This window comes from Pseudomonas sp. RIT357 (genome assembly GCF_000632245.1).
Lineage (GTDB): Bacteria > Pseudomonadota > Gammaproteobacteria > Pseudomonadales > Pseudomonadaceae > Aquipseudomonas > Aquipseudomonas sivasensis.
Genome location: NZ_JFYX01000047.1, coordinates 310,367 through 331,937 on the forward strand (window position 1 = coordinate 310,367; position 21,571 = coordinate 331,937).

23 protein-coding genes and 1 pseudogene are annotated in these 21,571 nt (G+C 58.1%); 5 read left to right on the forward strand and 19 right to left on the reverse strand.

The window, feature by feature from the left end:
• Window positions 1-159 precede the first annotated feature (159 nt).
• Window positions 160-474, reverse strand: a complete 315-nt coding sequence (locus tag BW43_RS02830) for a PepSY domain-containing protein (RefSeq protein WP_032891059.1) — start codon at window positions 472-474, stop codon at window positions 160-162.
• A gap of 95 nt (window positions 475-569) precedes the next feature.
• The gene (locus tag BW43_RS02825; protein WP_032891060.1) at window positions 570-1,697 is read right to left on the reverse strand and encodes a glycerophosphodiester phosphodiesterase family protein; all 1,128 of its coding nucleotides are present in this window, start codon (window positions 1,695-1,697) and stop codon (window positions 570-572) included.
• 232 nt (window positions 1,698-1,929) lie between these two features.
• Here BW43_RS02825 and BW43_RS02820 point away from each other — a divergent pair, with 232 nt between their 5' ends.
• Window positions 1,930-2,253 (forward strand): DUF2025 family protein, encoded by a 324-nt coding sequence (locus BW43_RS02820; RefSeq protein ID WP_032891062.1) that lies wholly within the window; start codon window positions 1,930-1,932, stop codon window positions 2,251-2,253.
• Here BW43_RS02820 and BW43_RS02815 read toward each other — a convergent pair.
• Together BW43_RS02815 and BW43_RS02810 are read right to left on the reverse strand one after the other, a co-directional pair.
• Window positions 2,250-2,573 (reverse strand): antibiotic biosynthesis monooxygenase, encoded by a 324-nt coding sequence (locus BW43_RS02815; RefSeq protein WP_032891064.1) that lies wholly within the window; start codon window positions 2,571-2,573, stop codon window positions 2,250-2,252. The two genes, BW43_RS02820 and BW43_RS02815, sit on opposite strands and share 4 nt — an antisense overlap.
• Entirely contained in the window at window positions 2,570-3,271 is a 702-nt protein-coding gene (locus BW43_RS02810; RefSeq protein ID WP_032891065.1) for a CTP synthase, read from the reverse strand. The genes BW43_RS02815 and BW43_RS02810 overlap by 4 nt, the downstream gene beginning before the upstream one ends.
• 80 nt (window positions 3,272-3,351) lie before the next feature.
• On the opposite strand from BW43_RS02810, the gene BW43_RS02805 reads away from it, so the two are divergent.
• Complete coding sequence (locus BW43_RS02805) at window positions 3,352-4,236, forward strand: LysR family transcriptional regulator (protein ID WP_032891066.1); 885 nt, start codon at window positions 3,352-3,354, stop codon at window positions 4,234-4,236.
• On the opposite strand, the gene BW43_RS02800 is transcribed toward BW43_RS02805, so the two are convergent.
• The 5 genes and pseudogenes from BW43_RS02800 to BW43_RS02785 form a co-directional block, all read right to left on the reverse strand.
• Complete coding sequence (locus tag BW43_RS02800) at window positions 4,233-4,751, reverse strand: DUF1003 domain-containing protein (RefSeq protein ID WP_032891067.1); 519 nt, start codon at window positions 4,749-4,751, stop codon at window positions 4,233-4,235. The genes BW43_RS02805 and BW43_RS02800 overlap by 4 nt on opposite strands.
• Before the next feature lie 84 nt (window positions 4,752-4,835).
• Window positions 4,836-5,417, reverse strand: a complete 582-nt coding sequence (locus BW43_RS29690) for a methyl-accepting chemotaxis protein (protein ID WP_371260759.1) — start codon at window positions 5,415-5,417, stop codon at window positions 4,836-4,838.
• Between the two features lie 18 nt (window positions 5,418-5,435).
• Window positions 5,436-6,242: pseudogene (locus BW43_RS29695) on the reverse strand (PAS domain-containing protein); the annotation flags it as partial.
• A gap of 150 nt (window positions 6,243-6,392) precedes the next feature.
• Complete coding sequence (locus BW43_RS02790; protein ID WP_032891069.1) at window positions 6,393-7,451, reverse strand: diguanylate cyclase; 1,059 nt, start codon at window positions 7,449-7,451, stop codon at window positions 6,393-6,395.
• Between the two features lie 191 nt (window positions 7,452-7,642).
• Window positions 7,643-8,269, reverse strand: a complete 627-nt coding sequence (locus BW43_RS02785; RefSeq protein ID WP_032891070.1) for a TetR/AcrR family transcriptional regulator — start codon at window positions 8,267-8,269, stop codon at window positions 7,643-7,645.
• 123 nt (window positions 8,270-8,392) lie between these two features.
• On the opposite strand from BW43_RS02785, the gene BW43_RS02780 reads away from it, so the two are divergent.
• Both BW43_RS02780 and BW43_RS0127815 read left to right on the forward strand, forming a co-directional pair.
• On the forward strand, window positions 8,393-9,454 hold the full coding sequence (locus BW43_RS02780) for an MBL fold metallo-hydrolase (protein ID WP_032891071.1): 1,062 nt from the start codon (window positions 8,393-8,395) through the stop codon (window positions 9,452-9,454).
• Between the two features lie 339 nt (window positions 9,455-9,793).
• Window positions 9,794-10,312, forward strand: coding sequence for a hypothetical protein (locus BW43_RS0127815; RefSeq protein ID WP_081797863.1), 519 nt, complete (start codon window positions 9,794-9,796; stop codon window positions 10,310-10,312).
• 108 nt (window positions 10,313-10,420) lie between these two features.
• Here BW43_RS0127815 and BW43_RS02775 read toward each other — a convergent pair whose 3' ends face one another.
• The 7 genes from BW43_RS02775 to argH all read right to left on the reverse strand — a co-directional run bounded on the left by BW43_RS02775 (window position 10,421) and on the right by argH (window position 17,278).
• Window positions 10,421-10,801 (reverse strand): helix-turn-helix transcriptional regulator, encoded by a 381-nt coding sequence (locus BW43_RS02775; RefSeq protein ID WP_032891073.1) that lies wholly within the window; start codon window positions 10,799-10,801, stop codon window positions 10,421-10,423.
• Between the two features lie 106 nt (window positions 10,802-10,907).
• Complete coding sequence (locus tag BW43_RS02770) at window positions 10,908-11,855, reverse strand: hypothetical protein (protein WP_032891074.1); 948 nt, start codon at window positions 11,853-11,855, stop codon at window positions 10,908-10,910.
• Window positions 11,856-11,909: 54 nt separating this feature from the next.
• The gene (locus tag BW43_RS02765; protein WP_032891088.1) at window positions 11,910-13,079 is read right to left on the reverse strand and encodes an MFS transporter; all 1,170 of its coding nucleotides are present in this window, start codon (window positions 13,077-13,079) and stop codon (window positions 11,910-11,912) included.
• Window positions 13,080-13,229: 150 nt separating this feature from the next.
• Window positions 13,230-14,051: an ABC transporter substrate-binding protein gene (locus BW43_RS02760; protein ID WP_032891075.1), complete on the reverse strand. Its 822-nt coding sequence runs from the start codon at window positions 14,049-14,051 to the stop codon at window positions 13,230-13,232.
• A gap of 25 nt (window positions 14,052-14,076) precedes the next feature.
• Window positions 14,077-14,841 (reverse strand): amino acid ABC transporter ATP-binding protein, encoded by a 765-nt coding sequence (locus BW43_RS02755; RefSeq protein WP_010208290.1) that lies wholly within the window; start codon window positions 14,839-14,841, stop codon window positions 14,077-14,079.
• Window positions 14,842-14,865: 24 nt separating this feature from the next.
• Entirely contained in the window at window positions 14,866-15,744 is an 879-nt protein-coding gene (locus tag BW43_RS02750) for an amino acid ABC transporter permease (RefSeq protein ID WP_025859372.1), read from the reverse strand.
• Between the two features lie 106 nt (window positions 15,745-15,850).
• Complete coding sequence (argH, locus tag BW43_RS02745) at window positions 15,851-17,278, reverse strand: argininosuccinate lyase (RefSeq protein ID WP_032891076.1); 1,428 nt, start codon at window positions 17,276-17,278, stop codon at window positions 15,851-15,853.
• Window positions 17,279-17,471: 193 nt separating this feature from the next.
• Here argH and BW43_RS02740 point away from each other — a divergent pair, with 193 nt between their 5' ends.
• On the forward strand, window positions 17,472-18,431 hold the full coding sequence (locus BW43_RS02740; RefSeq protein WP_032891077.1) for a LysR family transcriptional regulator: 960 nt from the start codon (window positions 17,472-17,474) through the stop codon (window positions 18,429-18,431).
• Between the two features lie 410 nt (window positions 18,432-18,841).
• Here the strand turns inward: BW43_RS02740 and BW43_RS02735 are convergent, their stop codons facing one another.
• The 3 genes from BW43_RS02735 to BW43_RS02725 all read right to left on the reverse strand — a co-directional run.
• Window positions 18,842-19,486 (reverse strand): HAD-IB family hydrolase, encoded by a 645-nt coding sequence (locus tag BW43_RS02735; RefSeq protein WP_032891078.1) that lies wholly within the window; start codon window positions 19,484-19,486, stop codon window positions 18,842-18,844.
• 71 nt (window positions 19,487-19,557) lie between these two features.
• Window positions 19,558-20,274: an HNH endonuclease gene (locus BW43_RS02730; RefSeq protein ID WP_032891079.1), complete on the reverse strand. Its 717-nt coding sequence runs from the start codon at window positions 20,272-20,274 to the stop codon at window positions 19,558-19,560.
• A gap of 196 nt (window positions 20,275-20,470) precedes the next feature.
• Window positions 20,471-21,571, reverse strand: a 1,101-nt coding sequence (locus tag BW43_RS02725; RefSeq protein WP_032891080.1) for a ribonucleotide-diphosphate reductase subunit beta, incomplete at its 5' end; no start/stop codon positions are given.

Genomic DNA, 21,571 nt, shown 5'->3' on the forward strand with positions numbered 1-21,571 from the left:
CGATGGCGTAATGCCCTGGCTGATGCGGGGAAGTCTAACGACCTTGAATTGAGTCGGGGGAATTTGATTCATAGCGACGGCGCTTTTTCCAGGCATTACTGACGAGCGCCCATAAAAAAACCGCGCCACCCGAAGGTGGCGCGGTTTTGAGGATTCAACTCAGGTGTCTTGCTTGTTTTCCAGCACGGCACCGGTCTTGGCATCGAGCTTGACTTCAAACTTCTTGCCAGCGGTGTCGGTCAGGTCTACGTCGTAGACATATTGATCGGCTACACCGTGTTTGTTGTCCAGCTCGGTGTCGGTAATTGTCGCGCCAGGGTGAGTGGCTACGGCCGCGGCGTTGAGCTTGTCAAAAGGCATCACTGCGCCGGATTTGACCAGGCCTTCAATATGATCCGGACGAACATCCGCTTGGGCCAGGCCGGCAGTCAGCGTCAGGGCAGTTGCGGCGAACAAAGTGGTCAAAGTTTTCATGGTGTATGTCCTTCTTTGGTGAGCTGTTTAAGTGGCGCCAGATTAACTGGCGCAACTTAATTCATCCTTAATGGCGCACTGACACCAACGATGCCTCAGTACTTATAGTCGTTGAGCAAATCCTGCACGCTGGACGACGGCCAGCGCTTGTAGAACTTCAGCAGCTCGGCGGCGCGGTTGGTGAAGATGCCGTCGACGCCGGCTTTCATCACTTTCTCGAAATCCACTGGCTCATCCACGGTGTAGACATGCACCAGCAGACCTTTGTCGTGGGTCAGCTTGTTCATTTCAGGCTTCACCAGGTCCGAATAGCTCTGGTCGCCGTGGTCGGTCAGCTCGGCGGATGGGCCGGTGCCGATGGCGCCGAGGCTCTTGGCTTCGTCGACCCATTTTTCGAACTCGGCGGCGTCTTTCGGTTCTTGCTTGGCGTAGTAGGCGGCCTTGGTCGGCTCGCCGGATTCGGCGAAGGTCTGCTTGGATTTCGGCTCGATGCTGCCTTCACCCACCCACAACAGCAGGATCTTCGGGGTGTTCGGCATTTCTTTCTGCAGCTCTTTGAGGCTGGCGGTCTCGAAGGTTTGCAGCACTACGCGGCCCTTGCCCTGGCCGACGCCGGTGTTGCTCTTGCCCAGCTTGGAGCCGGCGGAGCTCAACCAGCCTTTATCCAACAGCTTGTTTTTGAGGTCGGCTTCGATGCCCGGGAACTGCTTGGGCTCCTTGGTCTCGATGTACAGGCCGGGTTTGTGCTGCGGATTGCCTTCGGCGATCTTGATGATGTCGTCCAGGCTCAGGATCTTCAGACCGACGAAGCCTGGACGCGCACGGTCCGGGTAGGCGGCGTTGAACCAACTGCCGGCATCGAGGCTTTGCAGTTCCTTCCAAGTGAATTCGTTGGCCGGCGCGTCTTTACGCTCGGGAAACTTGGTGGCCACATCGGTGGTGCGCTGCAGGTTGTTGTCGTGCAGGGCGAACAACACGCCGTCCTTGCTGCGCTGCAGGTCCAGTTCCAGGTAGTCGGCACCCAGGTCGCGCGCAACTTTGTAGGCGGCGGCGGTGGATTCCGGAGCGTCGTAGGAGGCGCCTCGGTGAGCGATCACGGCAGGGTGGGGAATGCCTTCGTTGGTTGCCAATTCAGCCGGGCTGATCGGGTCGGCAGCCTGCGCCTGGCCAAGGCCGAGCATCAGGGCCAGCAGCAGGGCGCTCTTGGTAAACGTGACAGGCATATGCGAAGTCCTTTCGTGGAGGTAGCTTTTAGAAGGCCTCCTTTTTAACAATTGATTGCGAAAGGCGCTATCACCAAACCGACATTAACGTGCGCACCCGTCAATTTTCTCGGTTTTTTTGCCAGGCATTGCAGTACTCTTGACCGCAGCCGCCCCGCTAGAGGGCAGTACTTTCCGCCACGCGTGTAAACCATCTTTCCAGTCCCTGTGGGACTTTTCAGTGAGGTTTACCATGCGCATCACTTCCGAGCTTATCTGCCAGGCCGCCGACCAACTCCACGGATTTGTGGGCCTTAATCGCAAGACTGGCCAGTACATCGTACGTTTCAGCGAAGACTCCTTCGGCATGGACGTGGCCGATGACGGGATCATTCCTACCGCCGAATTTGTCTGGCTGCCCGCCCCCGAGCAGACCATGACCCTATCGCGTGAACGCATTCAGCTGCTGCTGGACCAAAACATCGATGACCGCATCAACATTACTGAGCCGCTGCGCGTGTATATGCGTCGGGTTGAGATTCCACAGATCAGTGCGTTGCGCAGTCTTGTGAGCTAGTTCGCTTCAAAACCGTAGGCCCGCTCCACCTTGCACACCCTTGTCTGAAATGCCGAGTACCAGGTGGCGCGGCCCTGCTCACGCACGTTCCGGTGCTCGGCCTGCTGCTTCCACGCCAGGATTGCCGCTTCGCTGCTCCAGTACGACACGGTAATCCCCAGGCCATCTTCCCGCGCCGATTCCACGCCCAGAAAACCAGGTTGCTGCCGTGCCAGTTCCAGCATGTGTGCGGCGGCCTCGCCGTAGCCGTGATCGCCCTCGGTGCGCAGTGAGCTGAAAATCACTGCGTAGTAGGGCGGGGTGGGTGTCTTGGCGATCATGCCGATTGCTCCTGGCACGCCTTGAGCAGGGCGATCGCCAGGGGCGGCGCGATGCCCTTGAGCGCCGCGCGTTCGGGCTGGAACAGGGTGGCGACGAAGAAAGGATGGCCGAGCAATTCCACTGCTCGCAGGTCCCCTGCGCAGTCGTGGCCGGTGGCGATCAGGTCGCCCTCCAGCAACGCGTTGGCGAATTCGGGGTTCACCCCGTAACGGCAACGATAACCTTCTTCAAGATCAAGGGTGCCGTAGGCCTCGGCGATGCGCGTGTAGGGCATTAAACGTACGGTGTCGGTCGACTCCACCAGCGCGCAGGTCAAGGGTGTGATCACGGCGCGTTTTGCGTCAGGAGCCACTTCACCGTGTTCGGCGTCGACCCAACCCAGCGCGTTACGTGCATATTCCAGCAATGCATGTTGAAAACCACCGCAGGTGCCGAGCAACGGTCGGCGCTGCTCGCGGGCGAAGCGGATCGCCCGGAGTGCGCCGTCGGTATCCCGGTAAGGGGTGGCGGGTACACACCAGAAACCGTCGAAGTCGTGCAGGGATTCAGGCAGGGTGTCGGTGTCGAGCCAGTGCACATCAACAGTCATGCCCAGCGTATCGGCCGCCCGTTGCAGGGCCACGGGAATGGCTTGGTGCGCGGTGACGTGCGGGTTGTAATCGCCAATCAGCGCGAGGCGTAAGGGGGTGGCTTTCATCGTGTGCGTTCCATGGCTTGTTGTGGGCTGAGGCGCACTATAGATTGGCGTTCACGCAATCAATATTGGCGTTTTCCCATATGCTCAATGCACCGACGCACTATTCAATTGACTACCCTGACCTTTCGCTGATCCTTGCGCTTGTGCGCGGTGGGTCCCTTGCGCGGGCGGCAGCGTTGTTGCGAGTGGATGTGTCCACAGTGTTTCGCGCGATACGACGCTTGGAGGCGGCGCTGGGCCAGACACTGTTTGAAAAAAGCCGCGCCGGCTACCTGCCCACCAGCCTGGCCAACAACTTGGCGCAGCAGGCTGAACGCGCCGAACTGGCCCTCGAAGCGGCGCGCATCGGCGTGGAGCAGGGGGGCGAGGTGATCAGCGGCACAGTGCGCCTGACCTGTACTGACTCGGTGCTGCAAGGTCTGTTGCTGCCAGCATTGGCGCAGTTCATGCCGGACTACCCTGCGCTGATCCTGGAACTGAGCACCTCCAATGATTTCGCCAACCTCAGCCGCCGCGATGCAGATATCGCCCTACGCCTGACCAAGACTCCGCCTGAGCATCTCGTAGGACGTTGCCTCGGCACCGTGTCGTACCAAGTCTACGCAAGCGCCGACTATGCCCGCCGTCATGCAGGCCGTGAACTGGCCGACCTGACCTGGATCGCGCCGGATGACTTCCTGCCCGATCATCCCACCGTCGCCTGGCGCCGCGAACACTTGCCGGGAATTCGGCCCAGCTATCGCTGCAACAGCATGTTGTCGGTGACCGAATTGGTACGGGCGGGAATGGGTGTGGCGGCGTTGCCGGACTTTCTGCTTGATGAGGGTCTGCAACCACTGGGCCCTGCATTGGCAGGGTATGACACGGCGCTGTGGTTGCTCACACGTCCCGATTGCCGGGCATTGCGCTCGGTGGTCACGTTGTTTGATGAGTTGGGACAGCATGTACGGTTGCCGGATCGTTAGGTTTTTCGTACGAAGTGCTCATGCATTTCGCATGTCAGGCTTTCGATATGCTCGGTCAGTTGCTTGGTCATCTCCGTCAGTCGGGTGTTTTGCTCCAGCAATTCCAGCAGCTGTTTGGTGGTCTGCGCGGCCTGGGCCTGGCGTTCGGTATTGGCAGTGGCCAAGGCTTCGCGATGCTGTGCGTCGGCGTCTGACTGCGCCTTGTCTCGCGCAGCCTGGCGAGTCTGGGCCAACAGGATCAGCGGCGCGGCATAGGCCGATTGCAGGCTGAACGCCAGGTTGAGCAGGATGAACGGGTACACGTCGAAGTGAGTGATGCCGGTCGCATTCAGAACCACCCACAGCACCACAATCGCGGTTTGCGCGCCGAGGAAGGTCGGGGTGCCGAAGAAACGGGCGAAGGCTTCGGCCTTCAGCGCGAAGGTATCGTTACCGAAAGTCGGCGCCAGGTGAGCGTGGGGGCGGTGGAAACGCATGTGGTCAATAGGTGCGGTTTCAGGCTTCTCTGGGGTCATGGCGGGCTCGGGTCATCACGGTTAAGACGTTGGTTCACTATAGTCCTGGCGACCTGTCTTACACATGAATAACCCAAATCCTACTTAGTGGCGGACACGGTCATTGGCAAACGCACTCACCGCCTGTAATGCCTCGTTAGTGCCTTGGCGTATTTGCAGGATCACGGTCCCGGCGCGGTTGGCCAAGTCCACGCCCTGGGCTGCACGGTCGCGGGTACCGTCCATACTGTCGATGGCTTGGCGCGTTTCGTTCTGGATCATTGCGATCATGCTGGAAATTTCCGCCGTCGAACGGCTTGTGCGTGCGGCCAGTTGCCGAACTTCATCGGCCACCACGGCAAACCCACGCCCTTGCTCACCCGCGCGCGCCGCCTCGATGGCCGCGTTGAGCGCCAACAGGTTGGTCTGGTCGGCGATGCCGCCAATGGTGTTGACGATGGCGGTGATCTGCTGCGAACGCTCACCCAGCTTGGCGATCAGTTGCGAAGAACCGTCGATGTCTGAGGCAATTTCGCGCATGCCGTTGGCACTTTGCTGAATCACTTCGGCGCCTTTTTCCGCGATGTCCTGGGTGTTCAGGGAAATGTGATACGCCTGAGACGCGCTCGCCGCATCGGCGGCATGTTGCTCCACCTTGGCGGTCACGTCCGAGGCGAATTTCACCACTTTGCACAGGCGCCCGCTGGCGTCATATACCGGGTTGTAGTTGGCTTCAAGCCACACCGTCCGGCCGTTCTTATCCACGCGTTCGAATTGGCCGCTGAACAGCTCACCTTGGTTGAGGCGCTTCCAGAACTCGGTGTAGGCCGAACTGTTGGCCAGCTCCGCAGAACAGAACAGGCGATGATGCTTGCCCTGGATTTGCGCGAGGCTATAGCCCATGCGCTGCAGGAAGTTAGCGTTGGCCGTGATGATGGTGCCGTCGAGGTTGAACTCGATCACCGCCATGGCCCGGTCGATCGCCTCCAATTTGGCGCTGGCTTCGCTCTCGGCTTGCAGGCGCGGGGTCACGTCCAAGGCGAACTTAACCACCTTTATCACGTGCCCTGCCTCATCACGGACTGGGTTGTAGCTGGCTTCCAGCCACACCGATTCCCCATTGCTCGCCTGGCGTTCGAACGTTCCGGATTGAAATTGGCCATTGCGCAGGTTCGACCACAACTGGTCATACTCGGCGCTGCGGGCGAACGCCGGTGTGCAGAACATTCGATGGGGCTTGCCCACAACTTGCTCTGCGCGATAGCTCATGGTGTTGAGGAAATTGTCATTGGCCCGCAATACATTGCCTTGCGGATCGAATTCGATCACCGCCATGGAGCGCTCGATGGCATCCAGCATGCTGGCTTGGTGGGAAACCGTGTGCTGCAGGGCGTTGATGGTTTTTTTATGGGTGTTGAATAGCATGGTGGCGGCTCGGGCAGGCAGAGTCTGAGTTTTCCATGTATAGGCGCCTGCCCCGTACGGCGCTCGGCCTACGGTTGACGTGCTCATTGTCGGCTTCCTGCTGCCGACAGAGGGAGGTGGAACAAGGGATTCAGAGTGATCAGATTGCCAAGAAGTTCGCCCCAAGGGCAGGACCTTTTTTGGGTAGGCGACAGATGGTGGCTCTGTGCTATCTCCGCGGGTGCGCTGGAGGCTGCATCAGGCCGAATAGGCGACTCTTTCGTCGCTGACATTCACTCGGTTGCGGCCGTTATCTTTCGCTGCATATAGCGCTCGATCTGCCGCATTCAGCCACATAGCGGCGCTGGTGAAGGAGGGCTGGAAGTCCGCCAAGCCAATGCTCAGGCTCACGCGCAGCTCTGGGATGTGTGGGGCGCGGTAGTTGCTGAAGGTTTCGCGCATGCGCTCCATCACCTGTGCGGCTTCTTCTTGGTTCATTCGCGGAAGAATCACACAGAACTCGTCGCCCCCGTAACGTCCAGCCAAGTCGTTTTCCCGCAAGTGGCGCCTTAATTCCAAGCTCAACTGGCGCAGCACGGCGTCGCCGGCGATATGGCCATGAGTGTCGTTAATCTGTTTGAAGTGATCGATATCGATCAGCGCAATGGTGCCGTGGGTTTGTTGTTGCTGGCACTTGTGGAACTTGAGGTGCAGCAAGTCTTTCCAGGACCCGTGATTGAGTAATCCCGTGAGGCTGTCGATGCGGCTCAAGGCACGGAGGGCGCGTTTGTGGTCCGAGAGTTTGATCGCCAATTGATAGCAGATCATGCCGATGGCCATGGGGTAGAAGGTCAGCATCGGCAGGCACGCGTAGACCTGGACCACGCTGATGCCAGGGTTGAAGTGCAGGCCAAACAGCAAAACAGCGACGCCGGCGCCGAGCAGTTGCGCCAGTGCTCCGCGTAACAGCAGGTATCTGCCGCCGGCGGCGACGTTGTTCATAGACACCATGGACAGCAAGGTCACGGTGGTTAACGGCGCGAACTGCAACGTCGCGACCCAAAAGCCGCTGAATAACGCGTCGTACACCAGATTGCGTCGCTCGGCGTCGTAGGGGACTTTGGCGCGGGTCGCCAGTTGATACGCGAGGTGCGGCCAGACAAAACCATTGGCCAACAGCGCTGCCCAGACCCACCCCGGCATCGCCAACGGATACAGGGCGGCTATTACACTGATGCTGCACATGGCAGAGCCGATGATTCTGGGCCTGTAGATGCGCCTGGCAAACGAGAGTCCTTTGCCTTGTCTGTTTTCCATAAAGTCCTGATTGAGCTGCTTTTCTACCTATATGAAGGCGCACGTTCGCTGGATGAACCGTTGATCGGATAAGGCCGATGAATATTGTCAGTTATTCCCGTGGGAATAATCAGTGTCCTTCCAGGCCATTTACGCAAAACAGAGGGCGAAAGCGTCAAATACGACCTTAAGTGTCGCTTACACAACAGGCATTACTGGGCGGGTGTGGGCCTGACTTCGTAGCCGGCCAGGAACAGGTCAATGGCGGACTCGATCACGCTGGCCTGGTTGGCTGCGTCCAAGGTTGGTTGGCCGAGGGTAATCTGCGGCCAGAATGCGAAGGCTTTGAGCAGACTCTGGATCTGATGGGCGGCAAATGCCGGGTCGGTGCAGGAGAGACGGCCGTCTTCCTGGGCGGCGCGCACCCACTGGGTGAAGCCTTCTTCGCGCTGGCTCAGGCGGGTAACCATGTCTTGCGCACGTTCCGGCGAATGAATGGTAGCCGCGATGGCGACTCTGGCGAGATCGAGGAAGTTGGCGTCCGACATCATCTTCATCTTTGCCTCCAGCAATCCGCGCAATTGCTCACGCAGCGGGCGGTCGCTGGCATAGCAGACGTCAAGCTGAGCGACGCTGCTGGCCCAGAGCTGGTGGAGAATCTCGGCGAACAACTCTTCCTTGCTGGGAAAGTGGTTGTACACCGTGCGCTTAGAAACGCCGGCGGTGGCGGCGATCTTGTCCATGCTGGTGACCTCGAAACCGTTATCGCGAAACTCAGCGATGGCAGCAGCCACGATGGCTTGGCGTTTACGGTCGGTGAGGCGTTGAGGGGCAGTCATGGATGGCGCTCAGCTCTTGAAGGAAAATTACACTCGGTAGTTTACTTGCTCCCTGTTTTGTTGCAATCTTGAAACTACACTGTGCAGTGTAATTTATGAGCGGACCGTAGGAGTCACTCTGCAATGGCCACCATCTCACCCCGCGTCGACCGCACGTCTGCAGCGCTCAAGCCAGCAGAGCAGGGCAAGGCGCACTTCAGCAACGACGCCCCTGTGCAACATGGCGGGCTTGGCAAAACGCTGCGTATTTTTTGGAACATGGTGTTTAACAAGCCGCGCACCACGCGACCGGTGGGGGCGATTCCGGTAGAGCCGCTGACGCGCGAGCAACTGTTGGCGGCGCCTGATCACAGCGTATTTCGCTTGGGGCATTCCACTGTATTGCTGAAAATGCGCGGTAAGTTCTGGGTGACCGACCCGGTGTTCGCCGAGCGTGCCTCCCCATTCAGTTGGGCCGGCCCCAAACGCTTCCATCAGCCGCCGATCAGCCTTGAAGAGCTGCCTGATCTCGAAGCGGTGATTCTTTCCCACAACCATTACGACCATCTGGACCGCAAGGCTGTCGTCCAATTGGCCAACAAGACCCGTCATTTTCTAGCACCGCTTGGCGTGGGTGACATTTTGATCAAGTGGGGTGTCGACGCCAGCAAGGTTCGCCAACTGGACTGGTGGCAGGGCACCGAGGTAGACGGCATCCGTTTTGTGGCCACGCCGGCTCAGCACTTTTCCGGGCGTGGCCTGTTTGATGCCAATCAGACCCTATGGTGTTCGTGGGTGATGATCGACGGTGCGCGGAGGATTTTCTTCAGCGGTGACACGGGTTACTTCGATGGCTTCAAGCGCATCGGCGAGCAATACGGCCCGTTCGATCTGACGCTGATGGAAACCGGTGCTTACAACGTTGACTGGCCCCATGTGCACATGCAGCCGGAGCAAACCCTACAAGCGCACATCGACCTCAAGGGCCGCTGGTTGCTGCCGATCCACAACGGTACCTTCGACCTGGCGTTTCATGCCTGGCATGAACCGTTTGACCGCATCATGGCGCTGGCTTGGGAGCGTAATGTGTCGATCACTACGCCACCCATGGGCCAGGCATTCAGCTTGAATCAGCCTGAGCGTGGGTATGCATGGTGGCTGGAAGTTGAAACTCAAAAAGATGCACAAGAGCAGCTTTTGAGCTGATGGAAGAGGTGTGGGAAAAAGGAGTTTTCATGTTGTTTCAGGGCTGCGACACACGCCAGTGAAGGATGCGATGATCCCCGGAAAATCACGGTTCAGGGGGTAGTTTTGGTGGAAAAAAAATGCAGTAAACATCCGCGAACAGAGGCGGTTTGCCAGTTAGGGCAGCCGCTGGCTGCACTCATGGATATAGCCGGTCGGGCAACGTCGTGCCACGCTCCGTCCTCTGAGCAGCCCCCTCCCCGCAACATCGCTTTTTGTGGCGATCCACACGTTCAAGTCCATCCCAGGGATGGCGTCCTGATCCCCGGATATAACGCGCCGGCCCTGCCGATAAAACCCGTGCGTGACCCCTCATTGACGCTGATTGCCTTGAGCGGCATCGAACCCGAGGGACCGGTGATGGTGGAGGTGCCTCTGGTGCAGAACAACAGCACTTTTACTGCCCTCAGCATGCTGGCTGGCCGGCGCGTAGGTTTTGCCGACCGATATGAGCGCAACGGTGATCAAGAACCCCTCAAGCATCGGGCGCCGTTCCTGCGAGCGTTGGAGCAATTACGACAGGCCGGGGCGCTCCTTGTACCGGTGTCTGCACAACAGGTCGATGGCTCGCTGCAATTCGACCTCCACACGCGTAACGAAATCGACGACCTTATGACTGAGCATCGGCTGGATGCGCTGGTCTCGGACAGTCAGAGTGCCGCGTTCCATCAGGCTTGTTGGAGTGGATACCCAAGGCTGGGCGAGCCTTTGGGAGCCGGGGCTACGTTGTGGTTCTACGGTGCAAGATGGTCGAAGGATTCACTGGCAGTCCTGGTGCAGGGGTATCGCAGTGTTCGTGGCCATGCAGATGCACGGTAGGGGCTGACTGTGGCGTCGGGCAATCCCACTCGTTGATCTCCCTACGTAGCGTGCGCCGGCATGAGACCTGGTTAAAGGTGCCGGCTGGTCCGCTGACTTGGATAGGCTTTACGCACCATTCGGCTGGGCATTGGGAGAGTCTATTGATGCGGTGGTTGAGCCCATCAGCCGAGACATGATGCCCTGTGCCACGGGTTCAGGTGGCGTGATATTAAGGCGGCGCGCACTCATTCCCCAGCCCGGCGCAAAGCCTGGGAAAAATACCAGCCCTTCAGCCTCCAGCCGAAACGCCAGCGCCAGGCGCGTTGCATCATCGCTGTCACCCTGGCTTTCAAACCGTTGAATAGCCTCCACCGCCACACCGACATGACGGGCCAGGTCTTCCCGACTCCAGCCCAGCATCGCGCGGGCCTGTGCGCTGTGTTTGGCGGTGAATTGGTGCAGGACGATCTGCTGTTCTACGAAAGAGCTCATTGCCAGAGAGGACATGGGGTTTCTCCAGGGTTCGACGGGGGAGGACAAACTATACTGTGTTTTTGTACAGTTGTTTTGACCGCTCATCAACTGGATTTTTTCGATGGCTTTTTACCACTGACTATTCCAACCCCGGCGCCTCCCGAATAATTAGGTGATCCAGGTTCTCGATATCCGCGCTGAACACCCCGAACGTTTGCTCGGGATTCTTCTTGCTGGGCACATGCTTGAGCTCTGGCGTCACCCCGTAGAAGAAGCAATAGAGCGCACGCTCGCTGTCCACTGCCGCCTTGATCTGTTCTAGGAACGCCGTGCGCTTGCGGTAGTTTTCGATGAGTTTTTTGCTCAGATAAACGTTGACCGAGTAAGGCTTCTTGTCGAGCCACACCTTCTTTTCGAAGTCGATGCGAAAGCTGCTGGTGTAGTCCTTGATCGCCTTGATCTTGCCCCAATAGATCAGGCCCTTGCTGTCTTGCAGGTATTCGATCTTCTTGAAAAACGTCCAGTAGGTCGCGGTGTGATCGCCGATTTTCAGCGGCATGCGCTTGAGCTTGTCCTTGTCGTCGATGTTGGACACGTAACATTCCACCGGGTGGGCGAATACGCTGGTTTTATCCGGGGTGGTGTCGCTGGAACTGACGGACGTGCTGGTTCGGTTTGAAGGTGTTTTCGCAGGTGACGCTGGGATTTGAGCTTCGGCACCGGTCACCGGAGTGTTGCGCGGGTACGTTCGTCGGGTCAGTACAAATTCCGACGGGAAATGGTCTTCGCGCTCGTCTTCAGTTTCCCCCGCAGCGCCCCTGTGCGTGCTGGCATAGCGGCAGCCCTCGATATGCTGGGTGCTGGTTTTGTTCTTGAAGTGCGGCGTGCGCACATAGTTGACGTTTTTTGCATTGAATGTGCTCAACGCATTGCCCGTATCGAACGTCCCTCGGCACGCATCGTTGGGGCAGAGGAAATGGTCAGTGTCGGAGTCGTATACGGCAGTTTCGTCGAAATTCAGGTCACGCACGTCGTAGATCGACAGCTTGTCATCGAGACTCAAACTGTAGGCCGTGTCGAATTTCATGAGGCTCGGGTCCGTGAGAAGTTTCGCTATTAATAGCGGGATCCCATGTAAATATCAGCAAGAACCTGCAACCCGCCGCCCACTCAGGAAACACAAGGTGCCACCCACAGCTGTCAGTGCGCCCAAGGCATAGAACATGCTGGTGGGCGCCGCATTGATCAGCAAGTACCCACAAATCACCGGGCTCAACGCTCCGCCAAAGGCGGCCAGGTTCTGTGCACCGTAGTAACTGCCGCGCAGGGTGTCGGGGGCGATGGTGTCGATGAACAGGAATTCCGAGGGGTAGATGATCATCTCGCCCAAGGTGAATACGAACATCGCCAGGCACCAGGTGACCAAGCTGTCCGCCAGGCTGAAACCGATCAACCCGGCAATGAACAGCAACGTACCCAGCACGATCCAGTAGCGCAGTTGTTCACGCTTGAGAAACCGGCCTATTTGGTACTGCATCAAAATCACCGTAATGGCATTGCATGCCAGCACCGCCGAGAGAATCTTCAGAGCCTGCGCAGGCTTGTAGGCCACCAGCAGAAATTGCGACAGATACAGGGTGTAGCGCCCGTGGACAATGGTGCTTAACAGGCTGCCACCGGTGAACAGAATCAATGTACGGTCGCTGCGCAATGTGCGCAGGGTGCTGAGAAAGCTCAGCGGTTTGTTGCTTTCGTCCCGTTGAGTCGGTGGGATGCCGATCATCAGGAACACACTGCAGAAGGCAATTGCGCTGGCGATCAGGAACGGCGCCAACTGCATATGCCCCGCAATTACTACACCCACCATGGGGCCCGTGGCGTAGCCGACGTTGGTGAGGGTGTAGCGCAGGGAAAACACCTTGGCACGCTCACCCACTGGCAGGTTTTCGCTGATGATCGCTTTGGAGCCAATCAGGAACAGCGCCGACGCGGCTTCGGTGATTACCAGGGTCAGTGTGGTCAGGTAGAGGTTGCTGGCAAAGGTCAGCAACAGAAAACCGATGGCGCTGGAGAGCATGGCCAGGATCAGCAGCTTGCGCTTTTCCAGGCGGTCGATGATGTAGCCGCCGTACAGGCCCAGCAGCGTGGCGATAAACACGGCGATCCCCATCAGCAGACCGATGTCCTGCTGGTTGAGGCCCAGGCGCGTGCTCAGCAGCAGGGCCAGCAACGGGCTGGTCATGGAGCGGCTGACCACGATGGTCACCGAGCAAATCATCAGGCGGCGGATTACCAGGGAGTAGGTGGCCACGGTGGGTCGGATGTCCTTGTTATCTTTTTTGAACAACAAAAATCCAGTGTGGGAGGGGGCTTGCCCCCGATAGCGGTGTACAGCCAAGCATCAGGTGACAGAACCACCGCCATCGGGGGCAAGCCCCCTCCCACATTTTTTTAGACCAAGTTATTGGCCAGCGTTAATGGTGATCTTCTCGACCGCCCCTTGCTCCAGATCCCACTTCTTCAAAATCTTGCCGTAGGTCCCATCATCAATCATGCCCTGCAGCGCCTCACTGATCGCGGTCACCAGCTCAGTGTTGCTTTTCTCAATCCCCAGCCCGGTGAACTGCTTGGAAATCGCCAGCCCAACCGGCTTGTACTTACCTTTATCCAACGACATCAGATAAGGAATCGTCTCGCTGCCCTGCATCGCCGCATCCAACCGGTTCTGCTGCAACTGCGCCCGCGCATCCGCCGAACCTTCAGTCCCGATCACCACGATTGCCGGTTTACCCGCCGCTTCGCAGTTTTCCTTGCTCCACGCGGCAATTTCCGACGGCCAAGTAGTCCGGCGACTGGTGCCGACTTTTTTACCGCACAGGTCAGTCAGTTCCTTGATCTCTTCACGCTTGGCCAGGGTGTACAGCTGCGGGCCACTGGTGAAGTAGTCGACAAAGGTTACGGATTTCTGGCGTTCGGCGGTGTCCGACATGCCCGACAGCACGATGTCCACGCGCTTGGTGGTCAGGCCGCTGAGCATTTGCTCGAAGCCGGTTTCCTGCCACTTGATCTTCACGCCCAGGCGCTCGGCCAGAGCGTTGCCCAGGTCGAAGTCAAAGCCGGTGAGTTTATTGGTGGCCGGGTCCTTGAAATCCATCGGCGGGTAATTCGGCACGATAGCCGCGCTGATCTCACCCTTGTCCTTGATGGCCGCCGGCAAGGCCGCGAATACACAGGTGGAGGCCATCAGGCCTGCGAGCATCGTTGGGATAAACAATTTTTTCATGGGGGCGTTCTCGTTAGTTTTTTAGTTAAGTGCGAACGGCAGAAATAAAGCTTTGGGTACGCGGGTTTTGTGGGCTTATTAGAATTTCTTCGGGGCTGCCGGCTTCCACAATCTGGCCGGCGTCCATAAACACCATGCGGTTGGACACTTCACGGGCGAAGCCCAATTCATGGGTGACCACGATCATGGTCATGCCGGTGGTGGCCAAATCGCGCATCACCGACAGCACTTCTCCTACCAGCTCCGGGTCGAGGGCTGACGTGGGTTCGTCGAACAACATCAGCTTGGGACGCATCGCCAGCGCACGGGCAATCGCCACGCGTTGCTGCTGGCCGCCGGACAATTCCACCGGATAGGCATTGCGTTTGTCCGCCAGGCCCACGCGGGCCAGCAGTTCCAATGCATCTTCGATGGCTTCCTTGGGCGAGCGCTTGAGCACCTGGCACGGGCCTTCGATGATGTTTTGCAACACGGTCATATGCGGGAACAAATTGAAGCGCTGGAACACCATGCCGGTGGCAAGGCGCTGTCGGGCGATCTGCGATTCGTTCATCTCATGCAGCTTGTTGCCGACGACCCGGTATCCCACCAGTTCGCCGTCGACCCACAGGCCGCCCTTATCGATTTTTTCCAGTTGGTTGACGCAGCGCAGCAGCGTGCTTTTACCCGACCCGGACGGGCCGATGATGCACATCACTTCGCCTTGCTCGACTTCGATATTGATGTCGCGCAGCGCGTGATACTGGTCGTAATACTTGTTCAGGTTGACGGCCTTGACGATGCTTCTCATGGGGCAAATCTCCTCAACCCAAACTTACGAACGCTTGCCGGCGCCGCGAGCGAAACGACGCTCCAGGCGGCTCTGGCCAAATGAAAGAACAGTCACCACCGCCAAGTACCAGATACCGGCAACGATCAGCAGCTCCATGACCCGGGCGTTGGCGTAGTAGATGTTTTGCGCGTTGTGCAGCAGCTCCGAGTACTGGATGACGCTGGCCAGGCTGGTCATTTTCACCATGCTGATGAACTCGTTGCCTACAGGCGGAATGATCACGCGCATGGCCTGCGGCAGAATGATCCTACGCAGCGCTTGCAAGCTCGGCATGCCGATGGACTTGGCGGCTTCGTACTGGCCCGTGTCCACTGACAGCAAACCGGCGCGCACCACTTCGGCGGTATAGGCACCCTGGTTGATGCTGAGGCCGAGCAGGGCGGCCACGAACGGCGTCATCAGGTCAACGGTGTCGATGCTGAACAGGCCGGGAATCGCGATTACCGGGAAAATCAGCGCCAGGTTGAACCACAGCAACAGCTGCAAAATCAGCGGTGTACCGCGGAACAGCCAGGTGTAGGTGATGGCCACATAGCGCAGGATCGGGTTGGCCGACATGCGCATGATTGCCGTGATCACGCCGATCACCACACCCAGCGCCATCGCCAGAATCGACATGACGATGGTATTCACCAGGCCCCATAGAATGGCCTCAGACGTGAGGAACTGACCGATGTAGGACCATTCGATCTGGCCATTGGCGAAGGCGCGCAACAGTGCGGCCAACACAATCACTATCAACGTGGCAAAAAACATCCGTCCGTAATAGCGGCGCGGCACGTGTTCGTACTGGGTTATGTCGAACTGGTTCTCGGACAGCTTGCGCTCTATTTCCAAGCGCTCGGCCGGGGTTTGGTTCATGGTGATTCTCCAAAACTGATGACGCTACTACTGATGTACTCGGTCCAAATGTGGGAGCGGGCTTGCTCGCGAAAGCGTCAGCCCCCGCACCACACCTCTGACAGGCTTAAATCCGAAAGCCCTGATAGCTCTCAGCCCACTGCTGCTGAGCCGCCAATGCAATCTTCAAACGCCCAATCTGCTCTCGAACCCGCTCCGGTGCCGTCCCACCCCAGCCACTGCGTGCCGCAATCGCCGCTTCCAGGGTCAAGCAATCCCGCACCTCAGGCAGCAGCCGAGCATCCACCTCGGCCAACATCGCCGGTGAGGCTTCCCACAACTCAATCTCATGCTTCTCACAGGCTTGTACCAACGCGCCGGTAATCTCATGGGCCTCCTTGAACGGCACACCACGGGTGGCTAGCCAATCCGCCACCTCGGTCGCCAAGGTAAAACCCATCGGTGCCTGGCGCCGCAGTTCGTCCACCTGGACTTTCATGGTCGCCACCATCCCCGCCATGGCTGGAAGTACCAGCAGCAACGTGTCCACACTGTCCAACACGCTGTGTTTGTCTTCACTCAAATCGCGGTTGTACGACAGCGGCAAGGATTTGAGCGTCGACATCAACCCGGTCAGGTTGCCAATCAAACGCCCAGCTTTGCCCCGGGCCAGTTCGGCAATGTCCGGGTTCTTTTTCTGCGGCATGATCGAGCTGCCGGTAGCGTAGGCATCGTCCAACACCACCCAGCGAAACTGGCGCGACGACCACAGGCAAAACTCCTCCGACAGCCGCGAAATATTCACCCCGAGCATGCCCGCTACAAACAGGAACTCCGCCACATGGTCGCGGCTGGCCACAGCGTCGATCGAGTTTTCACACGGCCCGGTGTAGCCCATTTCCTTGGCCGAATGCTCCGGCCTCCGCGCAATCGCCGAGCCCGCCATTGCTGCGGCGCCCAATGGCGACAACGCCGTACGTGCATCCCAATCCACCAGACGCTGCACATCGCGCAGCATCGACTGGGCGTGAGCCAGTAAGTGGTGGGCGAACACGATGGGTTGGGCCTGCTGCAAATGGGTGAAGCCAGGGCAGATGCTCTCGATATGCTGCTCGGCCTGTTCCACCAGCGCCTGCTGCAAACCCAACACTTCAGTGGTGATGGTGCGTGTATGGTCGCGTAGGAAAAGGCGCAAATCGTTGGCGGTTTGATCATTACGCGAACGTCCGGCGCGCAGCTTGCCGCCCAAGGCGCCCAGGCGTTCGGTCAAGACGCGTTCGATAAAGGTATGTACGTCCTCGTCATCCAGGGTTGGATGCAGGCGGCCGGCGGCGAAGTCATCGCCGATTTGGTCGAGTGCTTCGAGGGTGCGCAGGGTCTCTGACTCATCCAGCAAACCGGCGCGCTGCAACTCACGGGCATGGGCGCGTGAGCCCGCCAGGTCGTAGGGCGTCAGGCGAAAATAGCGCTCAGGGCAACGTGACAACGCGGCCAACGCAGCAGACGGACCGGTCTTGAAACGAGCGCCCCAAAGGCGGTCGGTGGACTGAGACATGGGTATTCCTCACGCTTGTTTTTAGAAGAGTCGGAGGCAGTAAAAAAAGGTTTTCAACTAAACTGAATCAGCGTCTGACGCGCCGTATTCAAGGTTGCCAAGGGCGGATGTTTATGTTCATTATCGCCGCCTGGCTATGTTCAAGGATTGGGTTGAAGCCTGTTGAATATGGTACTTGAGGTCAACGCGTATTATGGAAACTCCACTTTCCACTTCTGGAAACCTGCCACCCAAACCGGGCACAAGACCACCGCTGCAACTGAGCGGACTGGACTTCAAATTGCTGCGGGTATTCATGGCCGTGGTCGAAGCCGGCGGCTTCAGTGCTGCGCAAAACGAGCTGAACGTGGGGCTGGCGGCCATCAGTAAACAGATCTCTGACCTCGAGATTCGTATCGGCATGCGCCTGTGTACACGGGGTCGAGAAGGCTTCGGGCTGACCGAAGAAGGGAAGTTAGTGTATCAAGCGTCCATCGAGTTATTTACCTCGGTGGACAGTTTCAGAGACAAGCTTAGTTCGGCGCAAAACGAGCTTATTGGTGACCTTAGTGTCGGGGTTATTGATAACACCGTGTCGGATGTTAATTCCCCGCTTATTACCGCATTGGGAAAATTATATAGCGAATCACCAAAAATAAGATTGCGCCTACAGGCTTCACAGTTGGACGAAGTTGAACGCGGCGTGGTGGAAGGGCGGTTGATCGTCGGTATCGTTCCCGTGTACCAGCGCCGTGAAGAGTTCGATTACTTCCCGCTGTACGAAGAAAAGGCTCACGCCTACTGCGCTGTAGGACACCCGCTTTTTACTGCGAGCGACATTACGCCGGAGGTACTGCGCCAATATGAAGTGGTCAACCATCGTTATGCGATCCATCGCGACAAGACTAACTTCGTCAATTACGACAGCCAGTCCGCCTCCGCCTCGCAAGTCGAAGCCGTCGCGATCCTGATCCTTACTGGTCGTTTCCTCGGCTTCTTGCCCGAACACTACGCCAAGCCCTTGCTAAGAGAAGGGCGCCTTCGCGCACTGTGCCCGGAGCAAGTTCACTTGAGCACCGCCTTCAACCTCATCCTGCGCCACAACGCCCCGCGCAGCCCGATGGTAAAAGCCTTTGCGACGGCGTTGGGCATAGACCTCAAAACCGCCGTCTGACCAACCTGTGGTGAGCGGACTTGCCCCGCGCTGGGCTGCGCAGCAGTCCCAATAAAAACGCCGCATGCTGTCAGACAGAATGCGGCGTTTGGTTTTAGGGCCGCTACGCGCCCCAGCGCGGGGCAAGCCCGCTCACTACAATATGGTCAGCGCAGCGCTTTCGCCCGCTTCTTCTTCGCATGAAAATGCCGAAACGCCCCGCGCAGCCCGATGGTAAAAGCCTTTGCGACGGCGTTGGGCGTAGACCTCAAAACCAGTGTCTGACCAACCTGTGGTGAGCGGGCTTGCCCCGCGCTGGGCTACGCAGTAGTCCCAATAAAAACGCCGCATGCTGTCAGACAGCATGCGGCGTTTGGTTTTAGGGCCGCTACGCGCCCCAGCGCGGGGCAAGCCCGCTCACCACAATATGGTCAGCGCAGCGCTTTCGCCCGCTTCTTCTTCGCATGAAAATGCCGAAAATGCGCATCCTGCGCCGCCGCCAACAACTCCCGGTCCCCGCGCGTATCGCCCCAGGCCCGGAGCCGATACTCCCCCAGGTCTCCGTACACCGCCTCAAGCCGCAGCACCTTGTTCTCACACCGGCAGTTATTCCCGGTGAGCTTGCCGGTCAACACCCCGTCGACTACCTCAAGCTCGGTGCCAATCAACTTGATCCCAAGTCGATTGGCAAACGGCTGCAACACTAACGCAGGCGAAGCCGAACACAATGTCACCTCCGCGCCGGAGCCCAACTCCTGCTCCACCGACAACACCCCGGCCGGGCGCATCAACCGCGCCCAATTGCGCTGGCAATACTCCTCGGCCTTCTGTTGCACCCACGTCTTCTCCACCCCTGTCATAAAGGTGCGGATCAACTGCGCTTTCAACTCATCCCGGCTGATCTGCCGAACCAAAAAGCGCAGCCCAGGCACCGCCAGCTTGACCATCCGGCCATAGAACTCGCCGGTACCAAAGGCAAACTTGAGGAAGGGCACGAAACTGTCGTGGTGGGTCAGGGTGCCGTCGAAGTCAAAGACGGAAAGTACTTTGGCGTCAGCGGGGCCGGCTTCGAGCATGTCTGGGTTCACGGGTTGGCCTCGGTCCTATCTAGTATTTTTGAGCGTGCATCAGGTGTGACAGCAGGAGTTTACTCCCGTGCCAATCTTCCGACCTTGGCGTAAAGCCCCTCGGTGAAAGCCTCCCGGTCACTCGACCGGTGACAACGCTGATGGCAATTGGGGCACAAGGCTACAGCATTGGTGATGCGATCCGAACCCTTCTGGGCCAGGTGCTTGACGTGATGTACTTCAAGAAATGGCAAGCCATCGTCTAGATTAAACGGCGCAAGCAGCCCGCAACCTTCGCAAATACCTGCAGCTTGCTGACGTACCCAGGCCCGTACTTCCGGGTCGCGTACGTAGGATGTACTGGTGGTACTGACTTGTTGGGGGGCCGCGATGCCTTCGGGCTTAGTCTTGATAGATTTGCTTTGAAGCTTTACAGCACGCCGCTCCAGTAGCCCTTCATCAAACGTTGGGGCGTTGTCTTGAGATTCAACGATGCCCCGCTGCGCAAGTATCCGAATGATACGAGAGACGATTCCCGAGCCGACATTGTTTGCAGCTGTGTAACCAGCAATAGGTTTCTGATTCAGCGTCTCAAATACGGCAGAAATATTGCGCATACGATAGTCGACTGACGCAGATGACCTAGCGCTCAGCGCACCGACGCGTAAAAGCTCGTGTTCGACTGATTTTTTATATGGCTGGCCAGCGTCCTCCAGCTTCAACATCTTGAGATAAGCATCAACGGAAGCTTCAAGCTCCTCATCGCTCCATCCGGTATTAGCTTTTTGTGTATCCATACAACCGCCGAGGGTAGAAAACCCTCGGACGATACTGAGTAGCCATTATTGCGTCTACGAAATTTCCTACGAGTCAGAAGGATTTGGCGGTCAGCTACTTTGGTAAATTCGCTGCTTTGTAAGGAGAGTCTTTAGTGAGCTTGCATAAAAAAGCCCCGAACAAGTCAGGGCTCTTTGGTGTTGCTGTGCTAAGGAATCAATCCCAGCTCAGCGCGCCGCCAGTCTGATACTCGATCACACGGGTTTCGAAGAAGTTTTTCTCTTTCTTCAAGTCCATGATTTCGCTCATCCACGGGAACGGGTTAGTGGTCCCTGGATACTCTTCTTTAAGACCGATCTGCGACAGGCGACGGTTAGCGATGAACTTGAGGTAATCCTCCATCATCGCCGCGTTCATGCCCAATACGCCGCGCGGCATGGTGTCGCGAGCATATTCAATCTCCAGCTGAGTCCCTTGCAGGATCATCTGGGTCGCTTCTTCCTTCATCTCGGCATCCCACAAGTGTGGGTTTTCGATTTTGATCTGGTTGATCACATCGATACCGAAGTTCAGGTGCATCGACTCATCGCGCAGGATGTACTGGAACTGTTCCGCCACGCCGGTCATTTTGTTGCGGCGACCCATGGAGAGGATCTGGGTGAAGCCGCAGTAGAAGAAGATGCCTTCCAGCACGCAGTAGTAAGCAACGAGGTTGCGCAGCAGTTCTTTGTCGGTCTCAACGGTGCCGGTTTCGAACTTCGGATCGGAGATCGAACGGGTGTACTTCAGGCCCCAAGCCGCTTTCTTAGCGACCGATGGAATCTCGTGGTACATGTTGAAGATCTCGCCTTCATCCATGGCCAACGATTCGATGCAGTACTGATAGGCGTGGGTGTGGATTGCTTCTTCGAAGGCCTGGCGCAGGATGTACTGGCGGCACTCCGGGTTGGTGATCAGGCGGTACACGGCCAGCACCAGGTTGTTGGCGACAAGGGAGTCAGCGGTGGAGAAGAAGCCCAGGTTGCGCATGACGATGCGGCGTTCGTCGTCGGTCAGGCCTTCGGGGTTTTTCCACAGGGCGATGTCGGCGGTCATGTTGACCTCTTGCGGCATCCAGTGGTTGGCGCAGCCGTCGAGGTACTTCTGCCAGGCCCAGTCGTACTTGAAGGGCACGAGTTGGTTGAGGTCGGCGCGGCAGTTGATCATGCGTTTTTCGTCAACGGCGACGCGGGCGGAGGTGCCTTCGAGTTCGGCGAGGCCTTCGGCGACGTCGAGTTTGTCCAGGGCAGCCTTGGCGCGCACGATGGCGGCGGAGTC